Origin of the sequence: Clostridium sp. C8, from assembly GCF_001010885.1 — a bacterium.
Lineage (GTDB): Bacteria > Bacillota > Clostridia > Clostridiales > Clostridiaceae > Clostridium > Clostridium sartagoforme.
Genome location: NZ_LBMX01000058.1, coordinates 13,123 through 37,583, shown reverse-complemented (window position 1 = coordinate 37,583; position 24,461 = coordinate 13,123). Strand labels below are relative to the sequence as shown.

Here is a 24,461-nt window from a genome sequence, read left to right as displayed (position 1 = left end):
CCTTTTAAGTCTTATTTTTTATCTTAATATATTAACTTATTAATTAGAGCAGCTAAACTTTTATCTATTTTATTGCTCAAATTACCATAATATAAATTTCCTTGGTAATCCATTATACATCCTATAAATTCCGAATCTTGGGTATTTAAGTAATTTGCATAAATATAATAAATTTTATTTGCCTTATCAAAATCTTCTTTATTATATTTAATTTCTCCATATCTTTCTTCTAACTTTATTAAAATATCTTTGTCAATTTGTATATCTTCCATTTCTTTAGCATTGACTCCACACAAAGCAAATCTAGAGTATTTTTCAAAAGCTTCATTAGCTAAATTAGCATTTTCTAAAAATTCTGATTTTGAATAAAACCTCGAATCATCTCCTAAAGTTCTTATATGTGTATTGCTAGAATCTGTTTTATCAGTAACTATTTTATGGTTCATAAAAAGATAAATAATGAAATTCATATTCTTAGGCTCTACCGTCCCCACAGGGTTACTATTTAACTCATCTGAAAACTTAAATTTTGATGGAAAATATATATAATCTTGAAATTCTAGTGGCCCATATTCAATGCTACTTGTTAGCATTTTTGCTACTATTTTTTTGCTATTAAATCTTCCTTCTTTATTGTAATTAAATCTAATAACTACAGCTATACAAATAACTATAGCTATTATAGCTATATAAATTATTCCTTTTTTATTTTTCTTCATTTTTCTAAACCCTCTTTCTACATATATTTGTTTTAGAATAATTTTAAATTATAAAAAACTAAATAATTTATTCACTATGTTCATTTATTTTATTATATATAACTTCTAATTAAGTAAATTCTAATTTATAATATTATACTAAATAATTATATTTATATGTGAGCTTTATATTTAAATGCAAAAAATAAAGATTAAAAGGAATTATTTAAATAACTTCTTCCTTTTAAATCTAATTTTTTCTATTTTTCTATTTTTTTATTTTACTAATTATTATTTTATTCCCTCAATATTATCTTTATAATTATAACTTAAGTCAGCTTTTTCATTATAATTTTTAAAACTTATCTCCCATAATTTTGGTTTTACTTTTCTTATTTCCTTTAAATAGTCTAAGTTTACTGCAAATGACTTATGCGTTCTTATAATATTTTTATAGTTTATTTCAGTGATTAGTTTTTCTAATCCATTTGATTTTATATTGTATTTTCCAACTCTAGTATGCATAATACATTTTTTTAAATAATATTCTATAAATATTATTTCTTTCTTATTAATATTTATTTCTATTCCATCTCTAGTCTTAAAATTAGTATAATTTTCATTAGTTACTTTATTCTTATGTCTTAAAAATTTATCAATTATTTTGGCTACATCATCTATATGATATGGTTTTGTTATAAAGTCATGACAATTAACTTTTTTTAAGGCATCTATTATATATCCAATTTGCCCACTTATAAACACTATTGGGGATAATTCATATTTTACAATTTTTCTAATATTTTCTGCTAATTCTAATCCTGAAATTCCTTTCAATTTAATGTCTAGAAAAAATATATCTATATCTACTTTTTCTATAATTCTCATTGATTCTTTGGCAGATTCTGCTTCATATACCCGCACATCAATGTACTTCATTTCTACAATCTTTTTAAAATAAGTACTCTGAATTAAGTCATCCTCAACTAGTAATATATTCATAAGGCCTCCTTTAAACTGTATATTTATAAATATTTTATATTTTTGTATACTATATATATTATATATTATATTTTCCTCATTTGTAAATATATAGATATAGCTGAGGTTTTTATTCATCTTTGAAGCAAAATATCCTCTCTAAGATGAATAGGTTTAAAATTCATCTTATCAAGGATATTTTAGCTTTTTTTGATTTTGAATTTAACATATATTATTTATTTAAATACATAATTAAATTTATATATTAATAAGTTTTCTAAATTCCATTGCTTTTAAGAAAGTCTTTAAGTAAATTCATGCACACTGTTTTTCTATAGTCTGCTGAAACTCTCCCTCTAATAGGAACAATAGCCTTATCATAAGCTGATAAGTATTCTTCCTTTATATTTTTTGCTTCTTCAATAGTTTTACCTATAAGCATTTCATCAATATCTGCTCTTCTTATAATAACATCACTAACTGCACCAAAAGCTGTGCTACAATTATTTATTTTATTATTAGTAATGTCAAGAACCCCTGCAAAAGATACCCTAGAAATTGCTAGTGCATTTCTTGGACCTACTTTTGTAAAGTAATAGTTATCAATTCCTGTCTTTTTCATAATAATTTCAACTAATATCTCATCAGATTGAAGGGCTGTTTTCTTTCTTCCTAAGAAAAATTCATTAATAGGGATTATTCGCTCTCCTTTATTACTTGCAAGCTTTAACTTTGAGTCTGTAGCAACAAATATTAATGCACTATCGCCCTTTGGTGAACCATTACATATATTTCCTCCAACAGTTCCAAAATTTCTTATTGCTGGTGCCGCAATTTGTGAAACTGCTTCTTTCAAAATTTTAGGCGTTAGATTACTTTCAATTATATCTGTAAAAGTACAAGCCGCTCCAATATAGATATATTCATCATCTTCTACAATTTTTTTTAGTTCAGGTATTTTATTAAGAAATAAATATGTTGCATCTTCTTTTGATTCAATCATTAAATCTGTACCACCACTATATGGAGTAACTTCTTCTCTTGCAAGTATATCTAAAGCATCTTTTAAGGAGCTTACATTATATCCGTTTACCATAATCCTTTTCCCTCCTTAGCTGCAATACCAATAGCATTAACTATAGCATTATAACCAGTACACCTACAGAGATTTCCTGATATTCCATCACGAATTTCCTCTTCTGTTGGATTTGGATTCTTAGCTAATATACATTCTGATGCAAGTATCATACCTGGAATACAAAATCCACATTGTACTGCACTAACTGATGCATATGCCTTATCTAAAACTTTATATCTCTCTGTTTCACTATACCCCTCAATAGTTGTTACTGTACTTCCATCTATACTTCCCATAGCTACCATACAACTATTAGCTAATCTTCCATCAAGAATAACTGAGCAAGCTCCACATTCTCCTTCTTTACATCCACATTTTACCCCTGTAATACTTAAATCATTTCTAAGTACATCAAGTAAGCGTTCATTACCTTTTGCATTTGAAGTCACTTCTTTTCCATTAAGAATAAATTTTATCATTATTTAAGCACCTCCTGTAAAACTTTCATAGTATCTTCTGCTGTAAATGGAATCTTATTAACATCTGTATTAATAGCATTTTCAAGCGCTTGTATATATGCTGCTGCTGGACCAACAGTTGGAAGCTCACCAGCACCTTTTGCTCCAAATGGACCTTCAATATATGGATTATTCATGACTTCTGTTATAAGATTTGGAACGTCTACTGCTGTTGGTATTATATAATCACTGAAGCTATTATTACGTATTCTACCTTCTGAATTGTATGATATATTTTCCATAGATGCATAACCAATTCCTTGTAAAAATCCGCCTTGCATTTGTCCTTGTATTATATTCATATCAATAGGCACTCCAACATCATATACTCCCCAAGCTCCAAGTACTTTTTGAGTAGCAGTAAGTGTATCAACCTCTACTTCTACAACGTTTACTCCCCAAGCATAATCTGGGTAAGCATCACCTCTGAATTTTTCAATACTAAATGGTATTAAGAAATCAGGATGAACATAATGCTCTTCTATTAATTGTTGCTCTCCAGATTTCCATTCTTTCTTAAGTCTTTCCGCAGCACGTCTAAGTAATTCTCCAACTACCATCAAAGAACGGCTTGCTGCTGTTGGACCTGAATCTGGAACTTGATCGGTATCAGGGTTTTCTACGATTACTCTTTCATTAGGAATTCCAAGAGTCTTTGCAACTATCTTGCTAAAAGTTGTTTTAATTCCTTGTCCCATATCTGTATTAGCAGTTAATATTTCTACAGTATCATCTGAATTTTTTCTTAACTTAGCAACAGCTTTAATTAAATCTCTCTCTCCACTTCCAGTGAAACCGCATCCATGGAAAAATAGAGACATTCCAATTCCCTTACGATATCTTCCTGTTTGATTTTTATATAACTTAGTTTTATTACGATAATCAGTAATAGTATCTATTCTATCAATCATTTCTGGCAAAGGCACATGGAAATGATATTTGCCACTAGTTGAAGTTGCATCACCTTGCTTAACAATATGTTGTGCTTTGAATTCAAGTGGATCCTTTTCCAATTTCTTTGCAACATGATCCATCATCATTTCTACAGCAAAAAATGTTTGAGGAGCTCCAAATCCACGGAATGCACCATTAGGAATAGTATTGGTTTTCACAGCTCGTCCAGCAACACATAAATTTTCTATATTATATACACCACTTGAGCATATTAATCCTCTTTGTAACACTACAGGAGTAAGTGTAGTATATGCGCCACTATTATACATAACATCGATATCCATTCCTGTAACTTTTCCATCTTTAACTGCAACTTTATAAGTAGATAAAGATGGATGTCTCTTAGAAGTAAATTCCATATCTTCTCTTCTATCAAATACAACTTTTACTGGTTTATTAACCTTTTTGGCTGCTACTGCTGTTTGACAGGCAAGTATTGATGGGTAACCCTCTTTGCCTCCAAAGCCTCCACCAGTAACATCTTGAATTACTTGTATATCTTTTTCCTCATACCCCAAGGCCATAGCAATTGCTCTATAAATATAATATGGACATTGCATTGAACCTCTAACAACCATACGTCCATTATTAGGGTAAGCAATCATCCCTTGGGTTTCAAGGTAAGCTTGTTCTTGATGACCCGTTTGAAAAGTTTCTATAAAAACGTTATCAGCTTCTTTTAACGCCTTTTGAATATCACCCTTTTCATAATTATAATTAAAGAATATAGTATCAGATTTTTGCATATCTAAAATAGGCTCTAATTCTTCATATACAACAATAATTTCATTTAGTATTCTTTCAACTTCTTTTAAATTTTCCCCTACAACCATTAAAATTGGATCGCCAATATACTCTACTGTGTCTTCTGCAAAAACTGGAGTATCATCAAGCACAATATGAACTTTATTTTTACCAGTTACATCATTTTTATCTACAATGAAATACCCTTCTGGTAAATCTGGTTTAATGATATTAATTATACGAGCTTTGGCTTTTGACGATCTAAGTATCCTTCCATATAGCATATCTTCCATTTTATGATCATCAACATACATCGCACGCCCACTTACTTTAGCATCATGATCTTTTTTCTTTATAGATTCACTTATATTTCCCATAATACCCTCCCATATATTTTAATTTTTTATTTAGTGATTACCCAATATAATACTATTAGTATTCAAGGTAAAGATAAAACCTCCAGCATTATAATAATTTAGTAATTATTTACTATCTTAATTATAAAACAGAGGTTGTAAATCATCAAATTCTTTCTAAAAAGAACTTGCTTTATATAATTTAAAATTTAAAACATTTATTAAATTCACTTTGTGCATATTTGCGAACATTATCTTCAAATTTTTGATATTTTTCTAAAAATTCAATTCCTTCTTTTGTTAATAAAGTTTTTCCACCGTTTTTCCCACCATGCTGCCTTTGAACAACTGAATAACCTAGCTCTTCTTCTAATTTGTTTATCATATTCCACGCCTTACCATATGATAATGCAATATGATTACATGCACTTCTTACAGAATGTTTTTCTTGAATTAATAATAAAAGTAACTTTGTCCTTGAATTAAAAAATAGTGTTTCATTTTCAATACTTATTCTAACAAAAGGATGTAATATATTTTGATTATGTTCTTTTAAAAGTTCATCTAGTTTTTCAATATCATCTGTATTGCGAAATATTCCTTCATCTTCTACATTCATCCAATATCTTTCAACTCCAATATTATTAATAGCACCTCTCAGCCCCATATCACCATTATATTTTAAAATTTTAGGTATTAAATCACATGCTATTAATAAAGGATGTCCAGATTTTCCGTTATATGATGGTGAAACCAGTTTTTCTTCTAATTCTATCATTTTTTGAATAGTTTTTGGAGTAAACATAGGAATATTACCTGGGCTAAAAATTACCTGTTCACACTTATCTTGTAAAAAACTTAAACCTATTTTTACAGAATCAAGCATTTCTGAGCCTTCATAATTTTCATTTTTTAAAAATATAACTCCATAATCAGCTAAGTCATGCTCGATCTTTTCTGATTCATGTCCTGTAACTACTACAATTGGTGAGATTCCAACTTGTTGAAATGTTAACACGACCCTCTTTATTACAGTAATAGAGCCTATCTTTAATAATGGCTTTTCTGATATTCTCTTTGCTGCAACTATTACTCCACCTGTAGTTTTCTTTATTTCTTTCCTCATACCTATACCCCTATTATTCAATTAACAATTCGTAATTCACAGTTCACAGTTTAGGATGAAACTACTGTGTAGTTTCTAAGACTGATATAATAATTTCTTCATTCTTTCATTTTCTCATCATTAATTTTGTTTTGAAAAATATTACAGCTTCTATATACTAATTTTATATATCACCACAGTAATTTTCAAGAGATTTATATAATTCTTCGTTTTTAGGTATTTTTATATACACTGTTTATTTTTATTTTAAATATGTTTTTATTATTTTAGACGTTTATTTTCGTATTTTTTTAATAATCGTATATAATGATTAGCTTCTCTTAATACATGGTCAGCTAAAAGCGGTAATATTATTGATTTTATCTTACATTCTTCTATTCCTTCAACACCAGCTTCCTTGAAATCTCTTAATTTCTTTGTCTCCTTCAAAGTATTTTCTGTTAAATCTAATATACTAGATTCATTCATATGCTTTGCTTCTTCAATTAAATCATTATATATCTTTACAAAATTATTTGATGAGTTTATTAAATTGCCTTCTGATGGATCAAGTAATCCTCTAATAAATAATGCATGCTCCATCATAATATGATTCCAAAATAACTGAGTTTCTTTTATATTTTTTTCCTTAATGTCTTCATTATTCTCAATTGAATATATATATGAACGATATAATTTTGCTTCATGTATTAAATGTTCAACAAATGTAGGATAGTTTGAGGAGAAAAGCATACAACTTAGTATCTCATCTAAAATCCTGCTTTTAAAATCTATAAAATCATCTAGTAATTTTATAACTCTACTATTAAATTTTCTTATGTTATTTATTGTTCTTTCATTTATTTCATTATTTTTAGATTTTATCTTTGACTGCATATCAGTTATTTTTGGGTTTATTTCTATACCTGTATAATATTGTGTTTTATTTTCAGCATTTAATGTATATTCAGTATAAAGTTCTTTGGATTCTAATATATCTTCTTTAACTATCCCTTTGCTTAATTTAATTATATCTATCAGATATTTTTCAAATTGTACTTTATATTCATCTGCTTCTTTTGAAAGTTTAGTATTCTTTTGTGGAAATCCTGCTTCTAAAAAAATAGCATGATCCCTCATAATCTTTGTGTAAAATAAATGTAGTTCTAGAGATAAATCAACATATTTTTCACGACTTAACATATAATCACTCCATAAAATTTTATTATATTATATTCATGAAATATGTTTTTGTTAATATAAATAATACTTTATATTACTCTCTCAAGGTAAACATACATGAGCATCCTAAACTTCCTTTTGCTTTTATTATTTCACCATAATCTATAAATTCTACTTCATATCCTTCTTTTTTTAAATATTCAGTAACATTTCTATTACTGCTTAATATCTTTTTATTACCTAAATATATATAATTAGTTCCTAATTCATCTGCATCTTTCTTTGATATTTCGTATAAGTTTTTTATATATTTTTCTATTACCTTTTTATCATAAATATAAGGTGATATAACTGCACTTCCCTTATCTAAAATATTAAATACACAATCTAAATGTATTTTACTCGTATCAAAGTATATAGGAATTACTTTATATTTGAAATTCATATTTATCAATACTTCTTGAAGTTCATTTGCAGCTTCTATTGTTGTTCTGTCACTTATTCCTACGAAAATAACATTATCATATTTAATTATATCCCCACCTTCCATAATATTACTCATTTCATAATGCTTAATGTTATTTTCTTTCACAAAAGATTTAAAAGAATCCGTTTCAATTTTCCTGTCATTTTCTTTCATATTACTTATAAATAATACATCATTTATTACAAATCCAATATCTTGGGTAAACACTTGTTGAGTCGCATTTTTATTAATATCAATAAAATATAAGCTTATATTATTTTTGCTTAATGTATTTATAAATTTATTATATTGGCTATAAAGTAAATCATAATTTATTTTGTTATAATACTCACTGCTTTTATTATTTATTTTAAAATTTACTGGATAGCAAATTATGCATGATTTTAAAGTCCCATATTGGCTTACATTATATATTTTCATCAACTAATTTCCCCTTTATATTTATAAAATTTATTATTTTCTCATTTTATATTTTCTCTACATCTTTAATAATATTCATTAATTTAAGTTTTCTTTTATCCACAATTATTACTATCTGTTAACAGGTTTATTACCACTTGAATATATTGCTATAGATAAAATTTATATAGGAGAGTTTTATGAAATACTTTGTTAAAATAAGTGATGATTCTAGAATATTATTGGAGGATCTAAACCCTGATGCTGAAAAAACCATACTATTTATTCATGGATGGCCATTAAATCACAATATCTATGAATATCAGTTGAATTTTTTCCCCGATAAAGGATTTAGATGTGTTGCTGTTGACCTGAGAGGATTTGGTGAATCTGATAGACCTTATTCTGGTTATGACTATGATTCTATGGCTGCTGATATAAAAAAAGTAATTGATGTTCTTAAACTAGATAAAGTAACTTTAGTTGGACATTCCATGGGTGGAGCTCTATGTATAAGATACTTATCTAAATATAACAATTATAAAGTATCAAAACTTTGCTTAATTAGTCCAGCTGCTCCTAGTTGGGTTCAAATGCAAGATTGGCCTTATGGATATACTAAAGAGCAGGTGGACGGCTTTATAAATCAGTCTATTAATGATAGGCCTAAGCTTCTAAATGATATTTCAGGCTTATTCTTCTTCCAATATACTTCTCCACCTATGCTAAATTGGTTTAATAATATATCACTAACTGCTTCATCTTGGGCTACTTCTCAATGCTTGAATACACTTAAGACTGAAACTTTATTTAATGACATTCCTAAAATTAAAGTTCCTACATTAATACTTCATGGAGTACATGATACTGTTTGTCCATACGAATTTGCTGAATATATAAATAAAAATATTATAGAGTCTAAACTTATTCCATTACAAAACAGCGGACATGCAGGGTTTATTGAAGAAAAAGAAATAGTGAACAATGAAATTCTAAAATTTATAGAAGAATAGAAATACTGCCGCAAGGACAACTAAATCAAAAATTAATAGCAACTAATTATTAATGTAATTTTGTTCTAAATTACTAAAAATAATTTAATTTTAAAAACTCCTACGGGAGTTTTTTCATTAATTTTTCATTTATATTTTGGGTTGCTCTGCGACAGTTTTTTACTTAAATGTTGTGGCAATCTTCATAAAGACCTTGAACTTTTTCCCAATCTATTACATTCCATATATTCTTCACATAATCTGCTCTTAGATTTTTGTACTTTAGATAATATGCATGCTCCCATACATCTATTGTTAATATAGGAATAAGATTATCCATTACTGGTGAATTTTGATTAACTCTTTTTACTATTGATAATTTCCCATCTTTATCTTTAACTAAAAATCCATATCCTGATCCGAATTGTGTTATAGATGCATTAGTCAATTCTTCTTTTAAGTTTTCCAAGCTTCCAAAAGTCTTATTTATTTCATCAAGCAATTTTCCTGTTGGTTCTTTTTTAGGATTTGGTGAAAGAATTGAAAAATATAAATTATGATTTGACACACCTCCACCATTGTTTACAACTGCTGGTCTTATTTCTTCTGGTAGATCTTCTATATCCTTAATTAATTGATCTAGTGTCTTTCCTTTTGTATATTCTTCATATCCTTCCAATGCCTTATTTAAATTTGTTTCATACGTGTTAAGATGTTTTTCATAGTGTGTCCTTACTGTTTCTTCATCTATATATGGTTCTAATGCATCGAAGGCATATGGTAATTTAATTTTATTATACATATTTATCTCTCCTTTATTTTAATCTCTTAATACAAATCAATATTAATTTCCCCTAATTCTCTAATGATTATGTATATAATCATTATTTTTAATATGTTGTGTTTTATCTTCATAAAAATAACACATTTATTTCATATACTTTTTTTAATGAATATTTAGGAGGACTTTTATGAGTATTAAGAGAGAAAAAATTAAAGTATATGATATGACTTGTACTTCATGCGAAAAAAGAATTGAAAACTCTATAAAAAAGATAAATGGTGTTAAAAATGCTAAAGCTGATTACACCAAAGAAACTCTTGAAATTGATTATGATAGTAAACTTTGTAATATTGAAGACATTAAAAAACTTATTAGAAAAATAGGATATTCCACAGAATCTTCTAGTAATTTAGGCTTTATAGGGATACTTATAATAATATTTGTTATTTTTACTCTTGGTTTAAGAACTAGTGGTTTTGATATGGAGTCTAAACTTAATAATGCTTCATACGCATTCCTTTTTGTTGTAGGAATTTTTACATCTATTCACTGTGTTGGTATGTGCGGTGGAATAATGATTTCTCAAAGCTTGTCCTTTGCTAAAGAAAGCAAAAGTAAATTAGAATCCATAACTCCCTCTCTGCTATATAACTTAGGTAGAGTACTGTCTTATTCCATTTTAGGTGGTCTAATTGGCGGTATTGGCTCTGTATTTTCTCTTTCTATTACTGCCAAAGCCTTTATCCAAATCTTTGCAGGATTATTTATGGTTATAATGGGTTTAAACATATCTGGATTTAAGTTATTTAGAAAATTTAGCATAAAAATACCTAACTTTTTATCTAAATATAAAAGAAAGTTTAATTCACCTTTTTTAGTCGGTTTTTTAAATGGGTTTATGCCTTGTGGACCGCTTCAAACTATGCAATTATTTGCCCTTGGAACTGGAAGTGCTTTAAAGGGAGCATTATCCATGTTTATATTTGCATTAGGTACTGTTCCATTAATGCTTACATTTGGAGCAATATCCGGATTCTTAAGTAAAGGATATACTAAAAAGCTTCTTAAATTTAGTGGAGTTCTTATTATTGTTTTAGGTTTAATAATGAGTAATAGAGGTTTATCACTTTCTGGAATAAATATAAATCCTTTAAGTTACGTTATGGCAAGTTCATTTAATTCGAATTCTAGTACTGATTCTTCTAAAGCGATCTTAGAAGATGGTGTTCAAATTATTAATATGACTGCTAACAATAATGGTTATAGCCCTAATGTTTTTTATGTTCAAAAGGGAGTTCCTGTTAAATGGGTAATTAATGGAGAAAGTCTTAATTACTGTAATAATTCAATAGTAGTAAATTCATTAAATATTCAACAAAAACTTAAAAGTGGAGAAAACATAATTGAATTTACTCCTACTGATAAGGACATAAACTTCAGCTGCTGGATGGGAATGATAAGAGGTGTTATAAAGGTAGTTGATGATTTAGATTCAACTGATACTTCCAAATATGACCCTTCATTACCTAGTGCAAGTAATGGACCTAGCTGTTGTGCTGTACCATTAAATAATTCTGCTACTTATCCTGAAAACTTAATTACTACTTCTAAAGTAACTAATGAATTTCAAACAGCAATAATTAAGGGAGAAGGTAGTAGTTTAAATCCTTTAATACTAGTTGCTCAAAATAATTTAAAATTCCTTTTAACTATTGATCTTAATAATTATACTGATTTTCAAGGAGAATATACAATTTCAAATTTAGAAGATGGAAGTGTTTTATCATCATTTACAGGGAAAAAATCAATATTTGAAATAGAATTAAATTCTATTAAATCTGGTGGTTACTCTATTACTAAAAATGATGAAATCCTAGGCATAATTGAATTCGTTGAAGATGTCCAAAATAGTGATTTAGATACTATTATAAATAAATATATTAATTTTTAAGTAAAGTTATATTTTGCGAAGCAAAATAGTGAAAAAGTGAAAAGTTACTTCACAATTTTAGACTAAAACTCATTAAGGGATCTTAGATAAATTAAATTTATCTAAGATCCCTTACATTTTATGCTTTTGTATTATTAAAGTTTATTTTAAAGCTTGTTCCTACTCCTTCTTCACTTTCCACATCAATAGATGCATAATGAAGATTTAATATTTTTTTCACTATTGTTAATCCTATACCATTTCCTTCTATACTTTGTCTACTTTTATCACCTCTATAAAGTCTTTCAAATATAAATGGTAAATCTTCTTGTTTTATTCCTATTCCATTATCTTTAATTTCAACTATTGTACTTTCATTATTTTTATATAAATATAAATTTATATATCCATTGCTATTTGTAAATTTTATAGAGTTAGATATAAGATTTATAAATACTTGTTTTAATTTATCTCTATCACCATAAATCAAATAAGATTCTTCTTTATCTATTGTACATTCAAAGTTTATATTTTTACTTTTAGCTTCCAATGAAAATTCATGTACTATCTCCATAATAAATTCGTCTAAAATAATATTTTCAAAATCTATACATATACTTTCATCTTCAAATTCTTTTAGTGTATCTAGGTTATTTAATAACTTTCCAAATCTAATTACTTCCTCATTTAAAGAAACTAATCTTTGATTATTTACTGGAAATATTCCATCTATCATTGCTTCTAAGTTATTTTGTAATACATTTAATGGAGTTCTGATTTCATGAGATATATCTGAAACTAATCTTTTTCTTAACATATCCTGATATCTTAACTTTTCTCCTAATATATTTATATTGTCTCTTAGTTCTTCAATTTCTTCAATATCACTTTCATAATAAGATTTTGCATTAAAGTTACCATTGGAAAGCCTTTTTGAAGTTTTTGCAATCTTCCTTATTGGTATTGATAATTCATTAGAAAGATATAAACTTATAAGTATTACTATTCCTAAAGTTCCTATTCCACTTAAAATTATACTTCTATTTATTGATGACTTGAATTCTATATCTTCTTCTGTTAATAAAATAGATGAATATTGTCCTAGTTCAACATATCCAACTGTACTTCCATCAACTATTACATCAAACTTTTTATTAACATAAACTCCTTTATTTTCTACATTCATATTACTTAAATGACTACTATCTATTATATTAGATGGATCCATTCCCCATATTACATTACCATTTGTATCTCTTAATGTTAAACAGTAATTTCCCATATATGCTTCATGCATAAGCTCTATTCCAGAGTCTTCCTTCCACATATTATCTCTTTTGTAAACTTCTTCAAAATAAGAAACTATTCTTTCATTTCTTTTATTTTGAATATCAAGCATATACTTGTTAAATTTATTATTAATAGTTATATTTACAAATAATATTGTTAATAAAATTGCTATAAGTGATGATATAGCAAACAAAATACTTAGCCGTTTTCTTATGCTTTGCATTTATATTTCACCGCCAAACTTATATCCAACCTTTGTCACTGTTATTATGTATTTAGGACTTCTAGTATCTTCTTCTATCTTTTTTCTGATATTCTTAATATGTACATCTATAGTTCTATCATAGCCATCAAAGTCCATACCAAATACTCTTTCTATAAGTTGTTCCCTACTTAATACCTTACCCTTATTAATAATTAAAGTATATAATATATCAAATTCACTTGGAGTAAGTGATATTTCTTTCTCATTTAATTTTACTATTCTTTTTTCATAATCTATTCGTAGTATTCCATCATTAAATAAGTCTTTTACATCAGAATTTGAATTTATTCTTCTAAATAATGCATTTACTCTTGCTGTTAATTCTCTAGGGCTAAATGGTTTTACTAAATATTCATCTGCACCTAAATTAAGCCCATTGATTCTATCATTTAAACTTGCTTTAGAAGTAAGCATAAAAATATATACATTAGATATTTCTCTTATTATTTTACATACTTCTTCTCCATCTATATCTGGAAGCATTAAATCCAATATAACTAAATCAAAGTTTATTTTCTTAAAAAACTCTAAAGATTCTAACCCAGAATTACATATATAAACATTGTAGTTTTCTTTCTCTAAATATGCCTTTATTACATTAGCTACACTTTCTTCATCTTCAACTATTAAAATGTTACTCATATAAAACTTTCCTTTCTAATTTTTATGATTCACCTTAACTTTAACAAAGTTTTTTAAAGAGATTATGAAGATATTATATAACTATTTTAAAAATATTTATTTCACCTCATGACCACAGTACGGACAATATTTATATTCTGAATCAACTACTTTACCACAGTTTTTACAAACATTATTTACATTATATTTGTAATATCCATTACTATAAGAATTATTGATTTCTTGTAAATCCCAATAAGTTATCTCTATATTTTCATTTTTTTCAATAGCTTTTCCCTTTTCTTTTGAAATAGAAAATACTTTTCTACAGCTTTCACATTGAATATAATATTTTTCATTCCATTTAAATATTGGTATAAAAAAGAAGTGAAAAAATTCATAACTCTTTATAACTCTTGCCATAGTTAATCTATTACAACCTTTACAAGTCAAATTATTTATAATTTTTATTTCCTTTTCTTTATTTTCTATCCCAAATATACCTATAAAAAACATATATACTCTCCTTATTTACTCTATTCGTCACTTATAAAATATAATTAAGTTAATATTCATTCTATAAACACTTATATTTATTGATTTTATATTAACTTTTTAATTAAACTATATCTTTATTCTATCATTTTTAAAATAAATAAGAAGCCAGAATTTATTATAACTCTAACTTCTTACCTAAAAATAATATTCATTTATATTCATATTACCTCTCATATTATTACTTTTACAAATTTTTATATTAAATAAATTTTAAACTATAGTAAAAAATACTATAATGCTAATTATTATCAAGGTATACTCCTCTCTATAAATTTATTTTCAAATAAAAACAGTAATAATATATTATCCTTTACTCATATTTAATGAATATCTAATTTTTTCCCATGTATTGTATATATCTCTTTCTATTTCTTTCGTTAGTAATCTTTTTTCTTCTTCACTATAATAAATTGAATTATTTATGTTTTGTTTTTTATAAAATAAACTTCTTACAGCTTTATTTAAGCTACAATGCTTATTTACATCTACTTTTATCATATTCTCACCTCCTTATTATTTATCTTACTACTATTATAAAATGATTTATTGACATTTTCGTTACAAATTATTCTAACTTTAGCATATTTAATGAAATCTTAATATTTTTTTTATTTAAAGGAGGCTGTCACACAGACAGCCCTTATACTTTAATTTGTATTATATTTCTTAGCTTCCTTAGCACCTAACTCTATTGCTTCTTTATTTAAATTATAATGCTCTTTTTTTCCATGAATCTTAACAGAGGCTAGTAATTCTTCAATTGTTATAATTTTAAGCTTCTCAACTAAAAAACCAAGTAGTATCATGTTAGCATTCCTTTTATCCCCAAAACCTTCTGCCTTTGTCTCAGCATCAATTTTATATACTTGTATTTTCTCTAAATTGATTTTCTCTTTAATCATGTCTGAATCTATTACTAATATCCCATCTCTTTTTATTGAATTTATAAATTTATCTAATGATGGTTTATTCATTGCAATAAGCGCATCTGCTTCTGATATTACTGGTGATCCAACTTCTTCGCTAGATATTATTACTGAACAATTTGCTGTACCACCTCTCATTTCTGGTCCATAGGATGGTAACCAAGAAACATTCAATCCCTTATCCATAGCAGCATAAGCTAGTAGTTTACCAATAGTTAATATTCCTTGCCCTCCAAAGCCTGCAAAAATTACTTCCTTTTTTATCATTTATCTATGCCCCCCTTTTAACTCCTTCTTAACTCCTAATGGATAATAGGGAATCATATTTTCTCTAAGCCACTTCAAAGCTTCAACTGGTGCTAATCCCCAGTTAGTTGGACATGTAGATAGTACCTCTATAAAAGAATATCCTAGTCCTTGGATTGAATTATCGAAAGCTTTTTTAATTGCTTTTTTGGCTTTTGTTAAATTTGCTATATTATCTACACTTACTCTTTCAACATAGCATGCCCCCTCTAAAGTAGATATCATTTCTGCTACTCTTATTGGATAACCTTGAGTATTAACATCTCTTCCGTAGGGAGATGTTTCAGTAACTTGTCCAGCTAAACTTGTAGGTGCCATTTGCCCACCTGTCATACCGTATATGCAATTGTTTACAAAAATAGTTACAATATTTTCTCCTCTTGCTGCTGCATGAACAACCTCTCCAGTTCCTATGGCTATTAAGTCTCCATCTCCTTGATAAGTAAACACTACTTTATCTGGATTAGCTCTTTTTATACCTGTAGCTACTGCTGGAGCCCTTCCATGTGCTGATTGAAACATATCACAAGCAAAATAATCATATGCAAGAACAGAGCATCCAACAGATGCAACTCCTATAGTTTTGTGTAATATTCCTAATTCTTCTATTACTTCTCCTACTAACTTATGGATTATTCCATGTGTGCATCCTGGACAATAATGTGTAGGTACATCTAAAAGTGCCTTTGTTGGACTATAAACTATACTCATTTTCTATACCTCCAATAATAGATTTTATATTTTCATATATTTCATCTACTTTTGGTATCATTCCACCTGTCCTACCATAAAATCTAACCTCTTCATTTCCATTAACAGCTAATTTCACATCTTCAACCATTTGTCCACAATTCATCTCTACAGATAAATATCCAAATTTACTTTTTCCTAATGTCTTAGTAAATGCTTCATAAGGAAATGGCCATGTTGTTATAGGCCTTATTAATCCTAAATTTATTCCATCATTTTTTGCAAGGTTTATAACACTCTTACATATTCTTGAGGTTATCCCATAAGAAACTAATATTAAATCACATGAATTTTCACAATTATACAACTCATATTTACTTTCTTTTTCTTTTATTACTTTATATTTATCTTGAAGTTTCAAATTTAATTCTTCTAGTTTTTCTGGATTTAGTTCTAAAGAATTAATTATATTATGTTTTTTTCTATTTCCAAGTCCATTAGCAGCCCAAGTTTTTTCTGGTAATTCTCTTTTTTCTTTATCTTTAAATTCCACAGCTTCCATCATTTGTCCAATCATTCCATCGGCCATTATCATTACTGGTGTTCTGTATAAATCACTTAAATCAAATGCATCATGTATTAATTCGGTCATTTCTTGAATTGATGCTGGTGCATAAACTAATATATTAAAATCTCCATGGCCTAATCCCTTATTTACAAATAAATAATCTGATTGAGCTGGCTGTATCCCTCCAAGCCCTGGTCCACATCTAACTATATCTACCAATACGCAAGGAATCTCTGCTGCTGCTAAATATGAAATTCCTTCTGACATTAAACTTATTCCTGGACTAGATGATGAAGTCATGCATCTAACTCCAGTTCCCCCACATCCATAAACCATATTAATAGCTGCAATTTCACTTTCAGCTTGCAAAAAAACGCCATTGACTTTTCCCATATTCTTTGCCATATATGCTATTAATTCAGTTTGAGGAGTTATAGGATAACCAAAAAAACATTTACATCCAGCCCTAATAGCTGCTTCTGCTATAGCTTCATTTCCCTTCATTAAAAACTTTTCCCCCATAGTTATCCCCTACCTTTCAATTGTTATTACACAATCAGGACAAATTTTTCCACAAGATGCACAAGCTATACATTGTGTCATGAGATCTTCCTCTATTCCCGCTGGATGATATCCCTTACTATTAAAAATTTCTTTAAAGCTTATAATTTTTTTAGGGCATATATTTATGCAATGCCCACATCCTTTGCATCTTTCCTCTTTAAATATAACCTTAGCCATTTAATTCCTCCTTATTATTCCCAAGGTATGTCCATATATAATTCTATAGGTAATACTTCTCCATTAACTTTATCCTCTATTACCTCTTCAAACTCTCTAGTACACACAGTGTATTTGTAAGGAATGCTTAAAAACTTAGATAACTCCAAAGATTCTATATCTCCTTTCAATATATGCTTACATTCTGTTTCCTTCATCATGTGAGTATTTGATATAATATTAGTAACTTTTAATCTACTAGCTACTTCTATAGATTTTAGATATTTACTTGCCATACTACAATTTAAGGTTTCTGGTCTTGAATTATTTAAAACAAAATACATTGAATAATCTTCTTCTTCAAAGTACTTGTTATATACACCTAGAACCCTTGCACCTACATTATCTCCACCAATATCTAATATAACTTCATATGATTTATCATTAAATACAGATAATATTTCTCCTGATAGTACCATTAGCTCTGCATTAACTAAATCTTTTTTTGTGCTTATAACTCTTATTTTATAATCATTCTCTAAAGTTGCTTTAATATCTCTTACACAAAAATAAGGATTTATTACATCCATATCAACTAATGCTACCTTTTTACCTTCCTTAGCCATCTTTATAGCGTAATTAATTGCAATTTCTGTCTTACCACTACCAAAGTGTCCAGTAAATATCTTAATCCTACTCACACTAACACTCCTCATTAAACATTCTTACTATAAGTATACTTTATATTTTATTTTACTATCAATAAAAAGTGTGATCCTGTTGTACGTTTTATTAGTATCTCTAGGAAACTATCTATATCTAATTAAATCTTTAAAAATTTATCAAATTATATATTATATTAATTACATTTATGGTAATTCTTTGCAATATAATAAAAGAGCCTTAGAATAACTCTAAAACTCCTTAACAAAACTATTTGTTTTCTCTAATTAATTCTTCTATCTTACATTTACATCTACTAGCTCTACAATATCCTGTTCCTGCTTCAGTATCTAGCTGAACCTTTTCAAATGTATCTGCACCATCTTTTACTGACTTTATTATTATGTCTTTTTCTATTCCTTTGCATAAACAAACTAAATCCATTTCTACACCTCAATTTCTATAATCATTTCTATATATTATTTCTAAAATAAAACTTTTTATTATAGCTCGGTCTCATTATATAATAATTTTCTAATAAATAAAATATATTATTTAAAAATTATTATTATTTAATTTATTATCTTAGCTATTATAGGTATAGTAATTATGGATAACAAGGTTGTGATAAATACAACTATTGCTGAATATTCCTCTTCTTTATTAAAGTCAGCCGCAAATATTGAGGTCATAGCTGCTGCTGGCATGGCTTGTACGATTATTATAGTATTTATTATAGTACTATTATCATTTAGAACTTTTTTAATAATTAATAAACCTAAAGGAATTATTATAAGCTTTATTAATGATCCATAGTATATTGAAAACTCCTTAAATACATCTTTTATTTTTACCTTGGATAATATACTTCCCACTATTATCATTGAAATTGGTGCAGTCATATCTCCAACAATTTTAGTTGTATCTAGTAAAAATGCTGGCAACTTTATATTAAATAACATCATAGGAATGCCTAGATATACTGCTATTATTGCTGGATTCAATAAAACCTTTTTTATATTATCCTTTGACATTTTATCTGAAAAAATCATAACTCCATATGTCCATAAAGCTATTGTAAACACCATATTAAATATTGAGGTATAAACTACCCCTTCAGCTCCAAATATACTATTGATTATTGGGAAACCTATAAAGCCACAGTTTGAGAATACATTTGCAAAATGAAGAATCTTTTTCTTCTCACCTTTAAATGGAAATAAGAAAATATAAGATATAATGGCTCCAACTATCATAAAGGCTATACTATAAATAAATGATATTAAAACATTTCGTCCCATCCCCCCACTAAATTCAAAACTAAAGGAATTTATTACCAATAGTGGTAGTGTTATTTCTAATAATATTTTTCTTAGTCCTTTATTAACTTCTTCATTTATTATGCTTTTTCTTGTTCCATATGCCCCTATTAATATTATTAAGAATAAAGAGATTATTTTATTTAAAACTGTCATACTTTTCTCCTATAAATAAATCTTTTTATTTACATTATATACGATTTATTGAATGAAGTTATATAGGAATTTTTTTTTATTAACTATCTCACTAAATATATTGATAAACTTACACTTTTTTGGTATTATAATGATATTGATTTTTCTGTATAGGGGAGTAGTTAACTCTAATTGTGTAAGAGTTACTAAGTCAACATATTGAACGTTGTTCTGGCTTAGTATTAAATAACGAGACTTATGCGTAGCTTTGCTGCGTATAAGTCTTTTTTTATTCGTTTATAATCCATAAAGAGGCAATAAAATCCTAAATATTATTTAGGATTTTGCAATAAATTCTATAATAAAGGAGTACATACAATGGGGTTTTTTTCAATTTTTATGACAGGAATAGGCTTATCTATGGATGCCTTTGCTGTTTCATTAGCTAAGGGGATTTGTTTAAAAGAAGATGAATTTAAATGCTCTTTTAGAGTTGCAGCATTCTTTGGCGGCTTCCAAGCCTTTATGCCTTTACTATGCTGGTGGTTTGGCAGGTATTTTGAAATCTATATAAAATCTTTTGATCATTGGATAGCTTTTATACTACTTGGAATTATAGGTGGAAAAATGTTAATAGAATCTATTAAAGAACTAAAAGCTGATAAAGATACAGAGCTAGCTACAGAATGTGAAAGAGATGAATTTTCTTATAAGAAACTAACTGTTTTAGCTATTGCAACTAGTATTGATGCTTTAGCAGTTGGGGTAAGCTTTGCATTTTTAAGTGTTAGTATTGTTCCCTCTATAACAATAATAGGAATAACTACTTTTGTATTAAGCTTTTTAGCAGTTTTTCTTGGCAAAAAACTTGGACAGTATGTTCAAAATTATGCAGAAATGATTGGTGGAGTCATTTTAATAGGCATAGGAATTAAAATACTAATTGAACACTTAATGTAAGGTTAGAAATAAAAAAATGAAAAGCAAAGAGGTTTTACCTCTAAAAACATAAATTTAACTTATGAGAAGCATTAAATGCTTAATGAAGTTGAATTTATCCATAACTGAACTTAGTATTAAAGCCCATCTTCTTAAGCTTACCTAAAGTAGATTGGCTTTAAATACTTAATTCAACCATAAATTTATCTGCAATTATTTTCTATGCAAATTATAAAATTTCTTTAATTCTAACTTGCGCTCATCTGTCAGTAATGTCTTTTTAAATCCTTGCAATGCACCCTCTAATGCTAGCAATCTGTTCATACATGCAGATTCATCAATTCCCTGTATTCTAAGCCATGCATTTTCAGCTCCTAAGTGTTTCAATTCGTCATATGTAGTTACACCAACTTGATTCAATTGTCGCTCAATTTCATTACCTATGTTTGGTAACTTTGATAATTTACCCATTATATCACCTCGCTAAATTCCTATTTCACTCTTATTTAAACTATTTACTTTTTACATTTTATTAATAAAAACTTCATTGGCGGTTTATCTTTATTATCACTATCTCTTTCTTCAATCTCATAAAATTCTACAAGTCCATATTCTTGAAACTCCTTTTTTATTGACTCAGAATCATAAAAAAAGATTTTTACTCCTGACATTGTTTCATAATAATTTTCATTAATTTTTCTACCTTTTCCAAACATAGGCGCCTTTTGGGAGATAGCCGTAAATATCATATATCCATTTTGTTTTAATTGTTTGTAACAATCACTAATAAACTTTTTTCTCTCACTTTCATTTAATAAATGAATAAGTGCATAGCTAAATATCCCTTCATAAAGCTTATTTTCAAAAGGCATATCTGCAACTGAACCATTATAAATATTAATATTAATACCATATTGTCTTGCCAAATCAATAGCTGTTTTTGAAATCTCGATTCCTGTAACATTTATATTATTATCAATAAACACCTTTGCATTTCTTCCGTAACCAATGCCTGGTATTAATATATCTTTTATATTATTTTCAACAAAAAAATCTTTTACCCTAATAGCTGATTCTGATGGTTCAAATCCCCACATCGTTTGCTTTTCTATAAAACTTTTTTCCCAAAACTCAGTCATATTTTATTCTCCTTTAAATATATTTTTTGCTTTATTATTTAATTAACCATATTATAGATTCGAATTGTCTATAATATGAATATGAAAATATTTTATATATTTTAAATTATTTCAAATATTTTTTTGTTTTTAAGGTATATTTTCATTACACCCTCTGCCTCTAATATAGCATTTTGAATTTTACATTCACTTTTTTCCTGCATTTCACAAGTGAATATGCTGCTATTTCCTTCTATTGCCTCAATAACATCTAAAAGTGAAATATCTTCTTTATTTTTATATAATATATATCCTCCATTTACACCTGGAGTTGATTGGATTATATCAGCTTTTACTAACTTGGTTAAAATTTTAGATAAATAGCTTGGAGATATATTAAAGTAATTCGCTAAAGGATATAAGCTTATATTTTTTCCATCATCATTTTTAATTATATATGCAACTATATGTAGTGCATAATTTGTAGCTTTAGTATATTTCACATCATTTCTCCTTAACTAATATTATATTATAGACTGTATTTATCTATAATATACTTAATCATATTTAGTGTCAATATAAATAATATTCTTAACTATAAAAATAGACTTAATAATTATACAATTGCTTAAGTCTACTTTTTTTCATTTATCTATTAATATTTTTAATTATTTTTTAGAGCTTTATATAAAACTCTATATTTCTCTTTTTAATATTGGTACATAGATATCCATTACAGTATCTATAACTGGATGACACCTCTCATCATAATATTCGAAATCTAATTTTGTTTCATCAAATACATATCCGCTGTCTTTAAACCACTCTTCAAATATATATTTCCAAGTTTTTTTAATAACATTTGCAAAATCATTATTTCCAGCCTCAGTACTTGTATTAATAGGAGGCGTTGTAAATACAGCATAAGTTAATTCATTTTTAATATTTTCCTCAATGAATTCAATACATATTTCTATCGCATCATTATAATCCAAACTTTCACTCACATTTCCCCACGTGGTAGTTATAGTATAACATCAAGAATAAATGAAAACTGTTCCTAATTTGCTGAAAGTAGTTAATCTATTCAGTATTCTTAATAAATTTGAGCTTTAGATATACAAAGCATCATTGATAATATTCAGATCTTAAATTCCAGTTAAATTTCACAAAAAAATAAGCAGTAAAATTAATACAAATTCTACTACTTATGTATATTTTTTATTTTCCATATTATTATGATACTTAATTTACCATCTTTTAGTTCAGATGAAATTTCATGTCCCATCTGTTCCACTAATTCTTTTGTTATAGCAAGACCAATACCAGTGCTCTTACCACTTCTAGTACGATCTGCTGTAAAAAACCTTTGAAATAAGCACTTTGAATCTTCTTCACTTAAGTTTTTAGCCTCATTTGTAAAAGTTGTAATTATATAATCATCTCTATGCTTTAAACTTATTGATACAAAGCTTTCTCCATACTTCAACGCATTTTGTATTAAATTAAATAATATCCTCTTTACAGCATTTTCATCTCCAATAATACTAGGTGCATTTTCATCTATATCAATATAAGGCTCTATACCTTTATTGGTAAAATCATTATAAAATGAAGCTATTGAATCACAAATCAAATTAGATAGATTAATTAATTCAAAATTAAATTTATATTCCTTCCCTTCAAGTCTTGATAAATCATAGAAACTAGTTATTAACATCTGTAAAGATTTTGTTCTATCCTTTATTATATTCATATACTCGTTTTTCTCAAACTGGCTTATATTAGGATCCTCCATGAGCTGCAAATATCCCATTACCGATGTAAGAGGTGTTCTAAGATCATGTGATATATTGGAAATTGATTCTTTAAGTTCTAAATCCATCTTTCTGTAATTAACTTCTGTTTTCTGTTTTAAATCTATATTATTATTTATTTCTAAAATTAACCTCTCAACATTCTTATTTCCTGTCTTCAATAATACCCTTGAATTTGTTTTATTTTTATTTATATACCTAAGTTGATTCTCCACACTTTTTATTTCTTTTCTTAATAAGATGTAAAGTGTGACAACTATACTCAATATAATGGTAAGACAAATAACTATTATAAAAATCATATATGTCACACCTTTC

At 27.2% G+C, this 24,461-nt stretch carries 27 protein-coding genes and 1 pseudogene; 3 read left to right on the top strand and 25 right to left on the bottom strand.

Annotated features, from left to right (window positions below):
• Positions 1–23 precede the first annotated feature (23 nt).
• The 8 genes from AAT22_RS09685 to AAT22_RS09650 form a co-directional block, all read right to left on the bottom strand.
• Entirely contained in the window at positions 24–719 is a 696-nt protein-coding gene (locus AAT22_RS09685) for a hypothetical protein (protein WP_047001048.1), read from the bottom strand.
• 270 nt (positions 720–989) lie between these two features.
• Positions 990–1,700 (bottom strand): LytTR family DNA-binding domain-containing protein, encoded by a 711-nt coding sequence (locus tag AAT22_RS09680; RefSeq protein WP_047001047.1) that lies wholly within the window; start codon positions 1,698–1,700, stop codon positions 990–992.
• 256 nt (positions 1,701–1,956) lie between these two features.
• A complete protein-coding gene (locus tag AAT22_RS09675; RefSeq protein WP_047001046.1) occupies positions 1,957–2,775 on the bottom strand; it encodes an FAD binding domain-containing protein in 819 nt (272 codons plus the stop codon).
• Entirely contained in the window at positions 2,769–3,236 is a 468-nt protein-coding gene (locus AAT22_RS09670; protein ID WP_016206100.1) for a (2Fe-2S)-binding protein, read from the bottom strand. Before AAT22_RS09670 ends, AAT22_RS09675 begins: the two co-directional genes overlap by 7 nt.
• Positions 3,236–5,350 (bottom strand): xanthine dehydrogenase family protein molybdopterin-binding subunit, encoded by a 2,115-nt coding sequence (locus AAT22_RS09665; protein WP_047001045.1) that lies wholly within the window; start codon positions 5,348–5,350, stop codon positions 3,236–3,238. The genes AAT22_RS09670 and AAT22_RS09665 overlap by 1 nt, the downstream gene beginning before the upstream one ends.
• Positions 5,351–5,531: 181 nt before the next feature.
• Complete coding sequence (locus AAT22_RS09660; protein ID WP_016206102.1) at positions 5,532–6,455, bottom strand: NTP transferase domain-containing protein; 924 nt, start codon at positions 6,453–6,455, stop codon at positions 5,532–5,534.
• Positions 6,456–6,716: 261 nt separating this feature from the next.
• Entirely contained in the window at positions 6,717–7,637 is a 921-nt protein-coding gene (locus tag AAT22_RS09655; RefSeq protein ID WP_016206103.1) for a DUF2935 domain-containing protein, read from the bottom strand.
• A 73-nt stretch (positions 7,638–7,710) separates the two neighbouring features.
• Positions 7,711–8,523, bottom strand: a complete 813-nt coding sequence (locus AAT22_RS09650; RefSeq protein WP_047001044.1) for an arginine deiminase family protein — start codon at positions 8,521–8,523, stop codon at positions 7,711–7,713.
• Positions 8,524–8,702: 179 nt separating this feature from the next.
• On the opposite strand from AAT22_RS09650, the gene AAT22_RS09645 reads away from it, so the two are divergent.
• Positions 8,703–9,515 (top strand): alpha/beta hydrolase, encoded by an 813-nt coding sequence (locus AAT22_RS09645; RefSeq protein WP_016206104.1) that lies wholly within the window; start codon positions 8,703–8,705, stop codon positions 9,513–9,515.
• A gap of 163 nt (positions 9,516–9,678) precedes the next feature.
• Here AAT22_RS09645 and AAT22_RS09640 read toward each other — a convergent pair whose 3' ends face one another.
• Positions 9,679–10,296: a superoxide dismutase gene (locus AAT22_RS09640; RefSeq protein ID WP_016206105.1), complete on the bottom strand. Its 618-nt coding sequence runs from the start codon at positions 10,294–10,296 to the stop codon at positions 9,679–9,681.
• A 169-nt stretch (positions 10,297–10,465) separates the two neighbouring features.
• On the opposite strand from AAT22_RS09640, the gene AAT22_RS09635 reads away from it, so the two are divergent.
• On the top strand, positions 10,466–12,229 hold the full coding sequence (locus AAT22_RS09635) for a sulfite exporter TauE/SafE family protein (protein WP_016206106.1): 1,764 nt from the start codon (positions 10,466–10,468) through the stop codon (positions 12,227–12,229).
• 118 nt (positions 12,230–12,347) lie between these two features.
• Here the strand turns inward: AAT22_RS09635 and AAT22_RS09630 are convergent, their stop codons facing one another.
• The 11 genes from AAT22_RS09630 to AAT22_RS09580 form a co-directional block, all read right to left on the bottom strand.
• Positions 12,348–13,721, bottom strand: a complete 1,374-nt coding sequence (locus AAT22_RS09630) for a HAMP domain-containing sensor histidine kinase (RefSeq protein ID WP_016206107.1) — start codon at positions 13,719–13,721, stop codon at positions 12,348–12,350.
• Complete coding sequence (locus tag AAT22_RS09625) at positions 13,722–14,405, bottom strand: response regulator transcription factor (protein ID WP_047001043.1); 684 nt, start codon at positions 14,403–14,405, stop codon at positions 13,722–13,724.
• Between the two features lie 96 nt (positions 14,406–14,501).
• Positions 14,502–14,900, bottom strand: coding sequence for a zinc-ribbon domain-containing protein (locus tag AAT22_RS09620; protein ID WP_047001042.1), 399 nt, complete (start codon positions 14,898–14,900; stop codon positions 14,502–14,504).
• 345 nt (positions 14,901–15,245) lie between these two features.
• A complete protein-coding gene (locus AAT22_RS09615) occupies positions 15,246–15,440 on the bottom strand; it encodes a hypothetical protein (RefSeq protein ID WP_047001041.1) in 195 nt (64 codons plus the stop codon).
• Positions 15,441–15,589: 149 nt separating this feature from the next.
• On the bottom strand, positions 15,590–16,135 hold the full coding sequence (locus AAT22_RS09610) for a 2-oxoacid:acceptor oxidoreductase family protein (protein ID WP_047001040.1): 546 nt from the start codon (positions 16,133–16,135) through the stop codon (positions 15,590–15,592).
• Complete coding sequence (locus AAT22_RS09605) at positions 16,136–16,885, bottom strand: thiamine pyrophosphate-dependent enzyme (RefSeq protein WP_016206112.1); 750 nt, start codon at positions 16,883–16,885, stop codon at positions 16,136–16,138.
• Positions 16,869–17,954: a 3-methyl-2-oxobutanoate dehydrogenase subunit VorB gene (vorB, locus tag AAT22_RS09600; protein ID WP_016206113.1), complete on the bottom strand. Its 1,086-nt coding sequence runs from the start codon at positions 17,952–17,954 to the stop codon at positions 16,869–16,871. The genes AAT22_RS09605 and vorB overlap by 17 nt, the downstream gene beginning before the upstream one ends.
• A gap of 9 nt (positions 17,955–17,963) precedes the next feature.
• Positions 17,964–18,173, bottom strand: a complete 210-nt coding sequence (locus AAT22_RS09595; RefSeq protein WP_016206114.1) for a 4Fe-4S dicluster domain-containing protein — start codon at positions 18,171–18,173, stop codon at positions 17,964–17,966.
• A gap of 14 nt (positions 18,174–18,187) precedes the next feature.
• Positions 18,188–18,853, bottom strand: a complete 666-nt coding sequence (locus AAT22_RS09590) for an ATP-binding protein (protein WP_047001039.1) — start codon at positions 18,851–18,853, stop codon at positions 18,188–18,190.
• Between the two features lie 232 nt (positions 18,854–19,085).
• Positions 19,086–19,259: a (2Fe-2S)-binding protein gene (locus tag AAT22_RS09585; RefSeq protein ID WP_016206116.1), complete on the bottom strand. Its 174-nt coding sequence runs from the start codon at positions 19,257–19,259 to the stop codon at positions 19,086–19,088.
• Between the two features lie 128 nt (positions 19,260–19,387).
• Entirely contained in the window at positions 19,388–20,290 is a 903-nt protein-coding gene (locus AAT22_RS09580; RefSeq protein WP_016206117.1) for an AEC family transporter, read from the bottom strand.
• Between the two features lie 357 nt (positions 20,291–20,647).
• On the opposite strand from AAT22_RS09580, the gene AAT22_RS09575 reads away from it, so the two are divergent.
• Entirely contained in the window at positions 20,648–21,229 is a 582-nt protein-coding gene (locus AAT22_RS09575) for a manganese efflux pump MntP family protein (protein WP_047001038.1), read from the top strand.
• Positions 21,230–21,421: 192 nt separating this feature from the next.
• On the opposite strand, the gene AAT22_RS09570 is transcribed toward AAT22_RS09575, so the two are convergent.
• The 5 genes and pseudogenes from AAT22_RS09570 to AAT22_RS09550 all read right to left on the bottom strand — a co-directional run bounded on the left by AAT22_RS09570 (position 21,422) and on the right by AAT22_RS09550 (position 24,445).
• Positions 21,422–21,679, bottom strand: coding sequence for a TfoX/Sxy family protein (locus tag AAT22_RS09570; protein ID WP_016206119.1), 258 nt, complete (start codon positions 21,677–21,679; stop codon positions 21,422–21,424).
• A 44-nt stretch (positions 21,680–21,723) separates the two neighbouring features.
• Positions 21,724–22,347, bottom strand: coding sequence for a class I SAM-dependent methyltransferase (locus tag AAT22_RS09565; protein WP_016206120.1), 624 nt, complete (start codon positions 22,345–22,347; stop codon positions 21,724–21,726).
• A 101-nt stretch (positions 22,348–22,448) separates the two neighbouring features.
• Positions 22,449–22,829 carry an Rrf2 family transcriptional regulator gene (locus AAT22_RS09560; RefSeq protein WP_047001037.1) on the bottom strand — a complete coding sequence of 127 codons (381 nt, stop codon included), beginning with the start codon at positions 22,827–22,829 and terminating at the stop codon, positions 22,449–22,451.
• A 192-nt stretch (positions 22,830–23,021) separates the two neighbouring features.
• Positions 23,022–23,255: pseudogene (locus AAT22_RS09555) on the bottom strand (GyrI-like domain-containing protein); the annotation flags it as partial.
• 275 nt (positions 23,256–23,530) lie between these two features.
• On the bottom strand, positions 23,531–24,445 hold the full coding sequence (locus AAT22_RS09550; protein WP_016206123.1) for a HAMP domain-containing sensor histidine kinase: 915 nt from the start codon (positions 24,443–24,445) through the stop codon (positions 23,531–23,533).
• Positions 24,446–24,461: the final 16 nt, after the last annotated feature.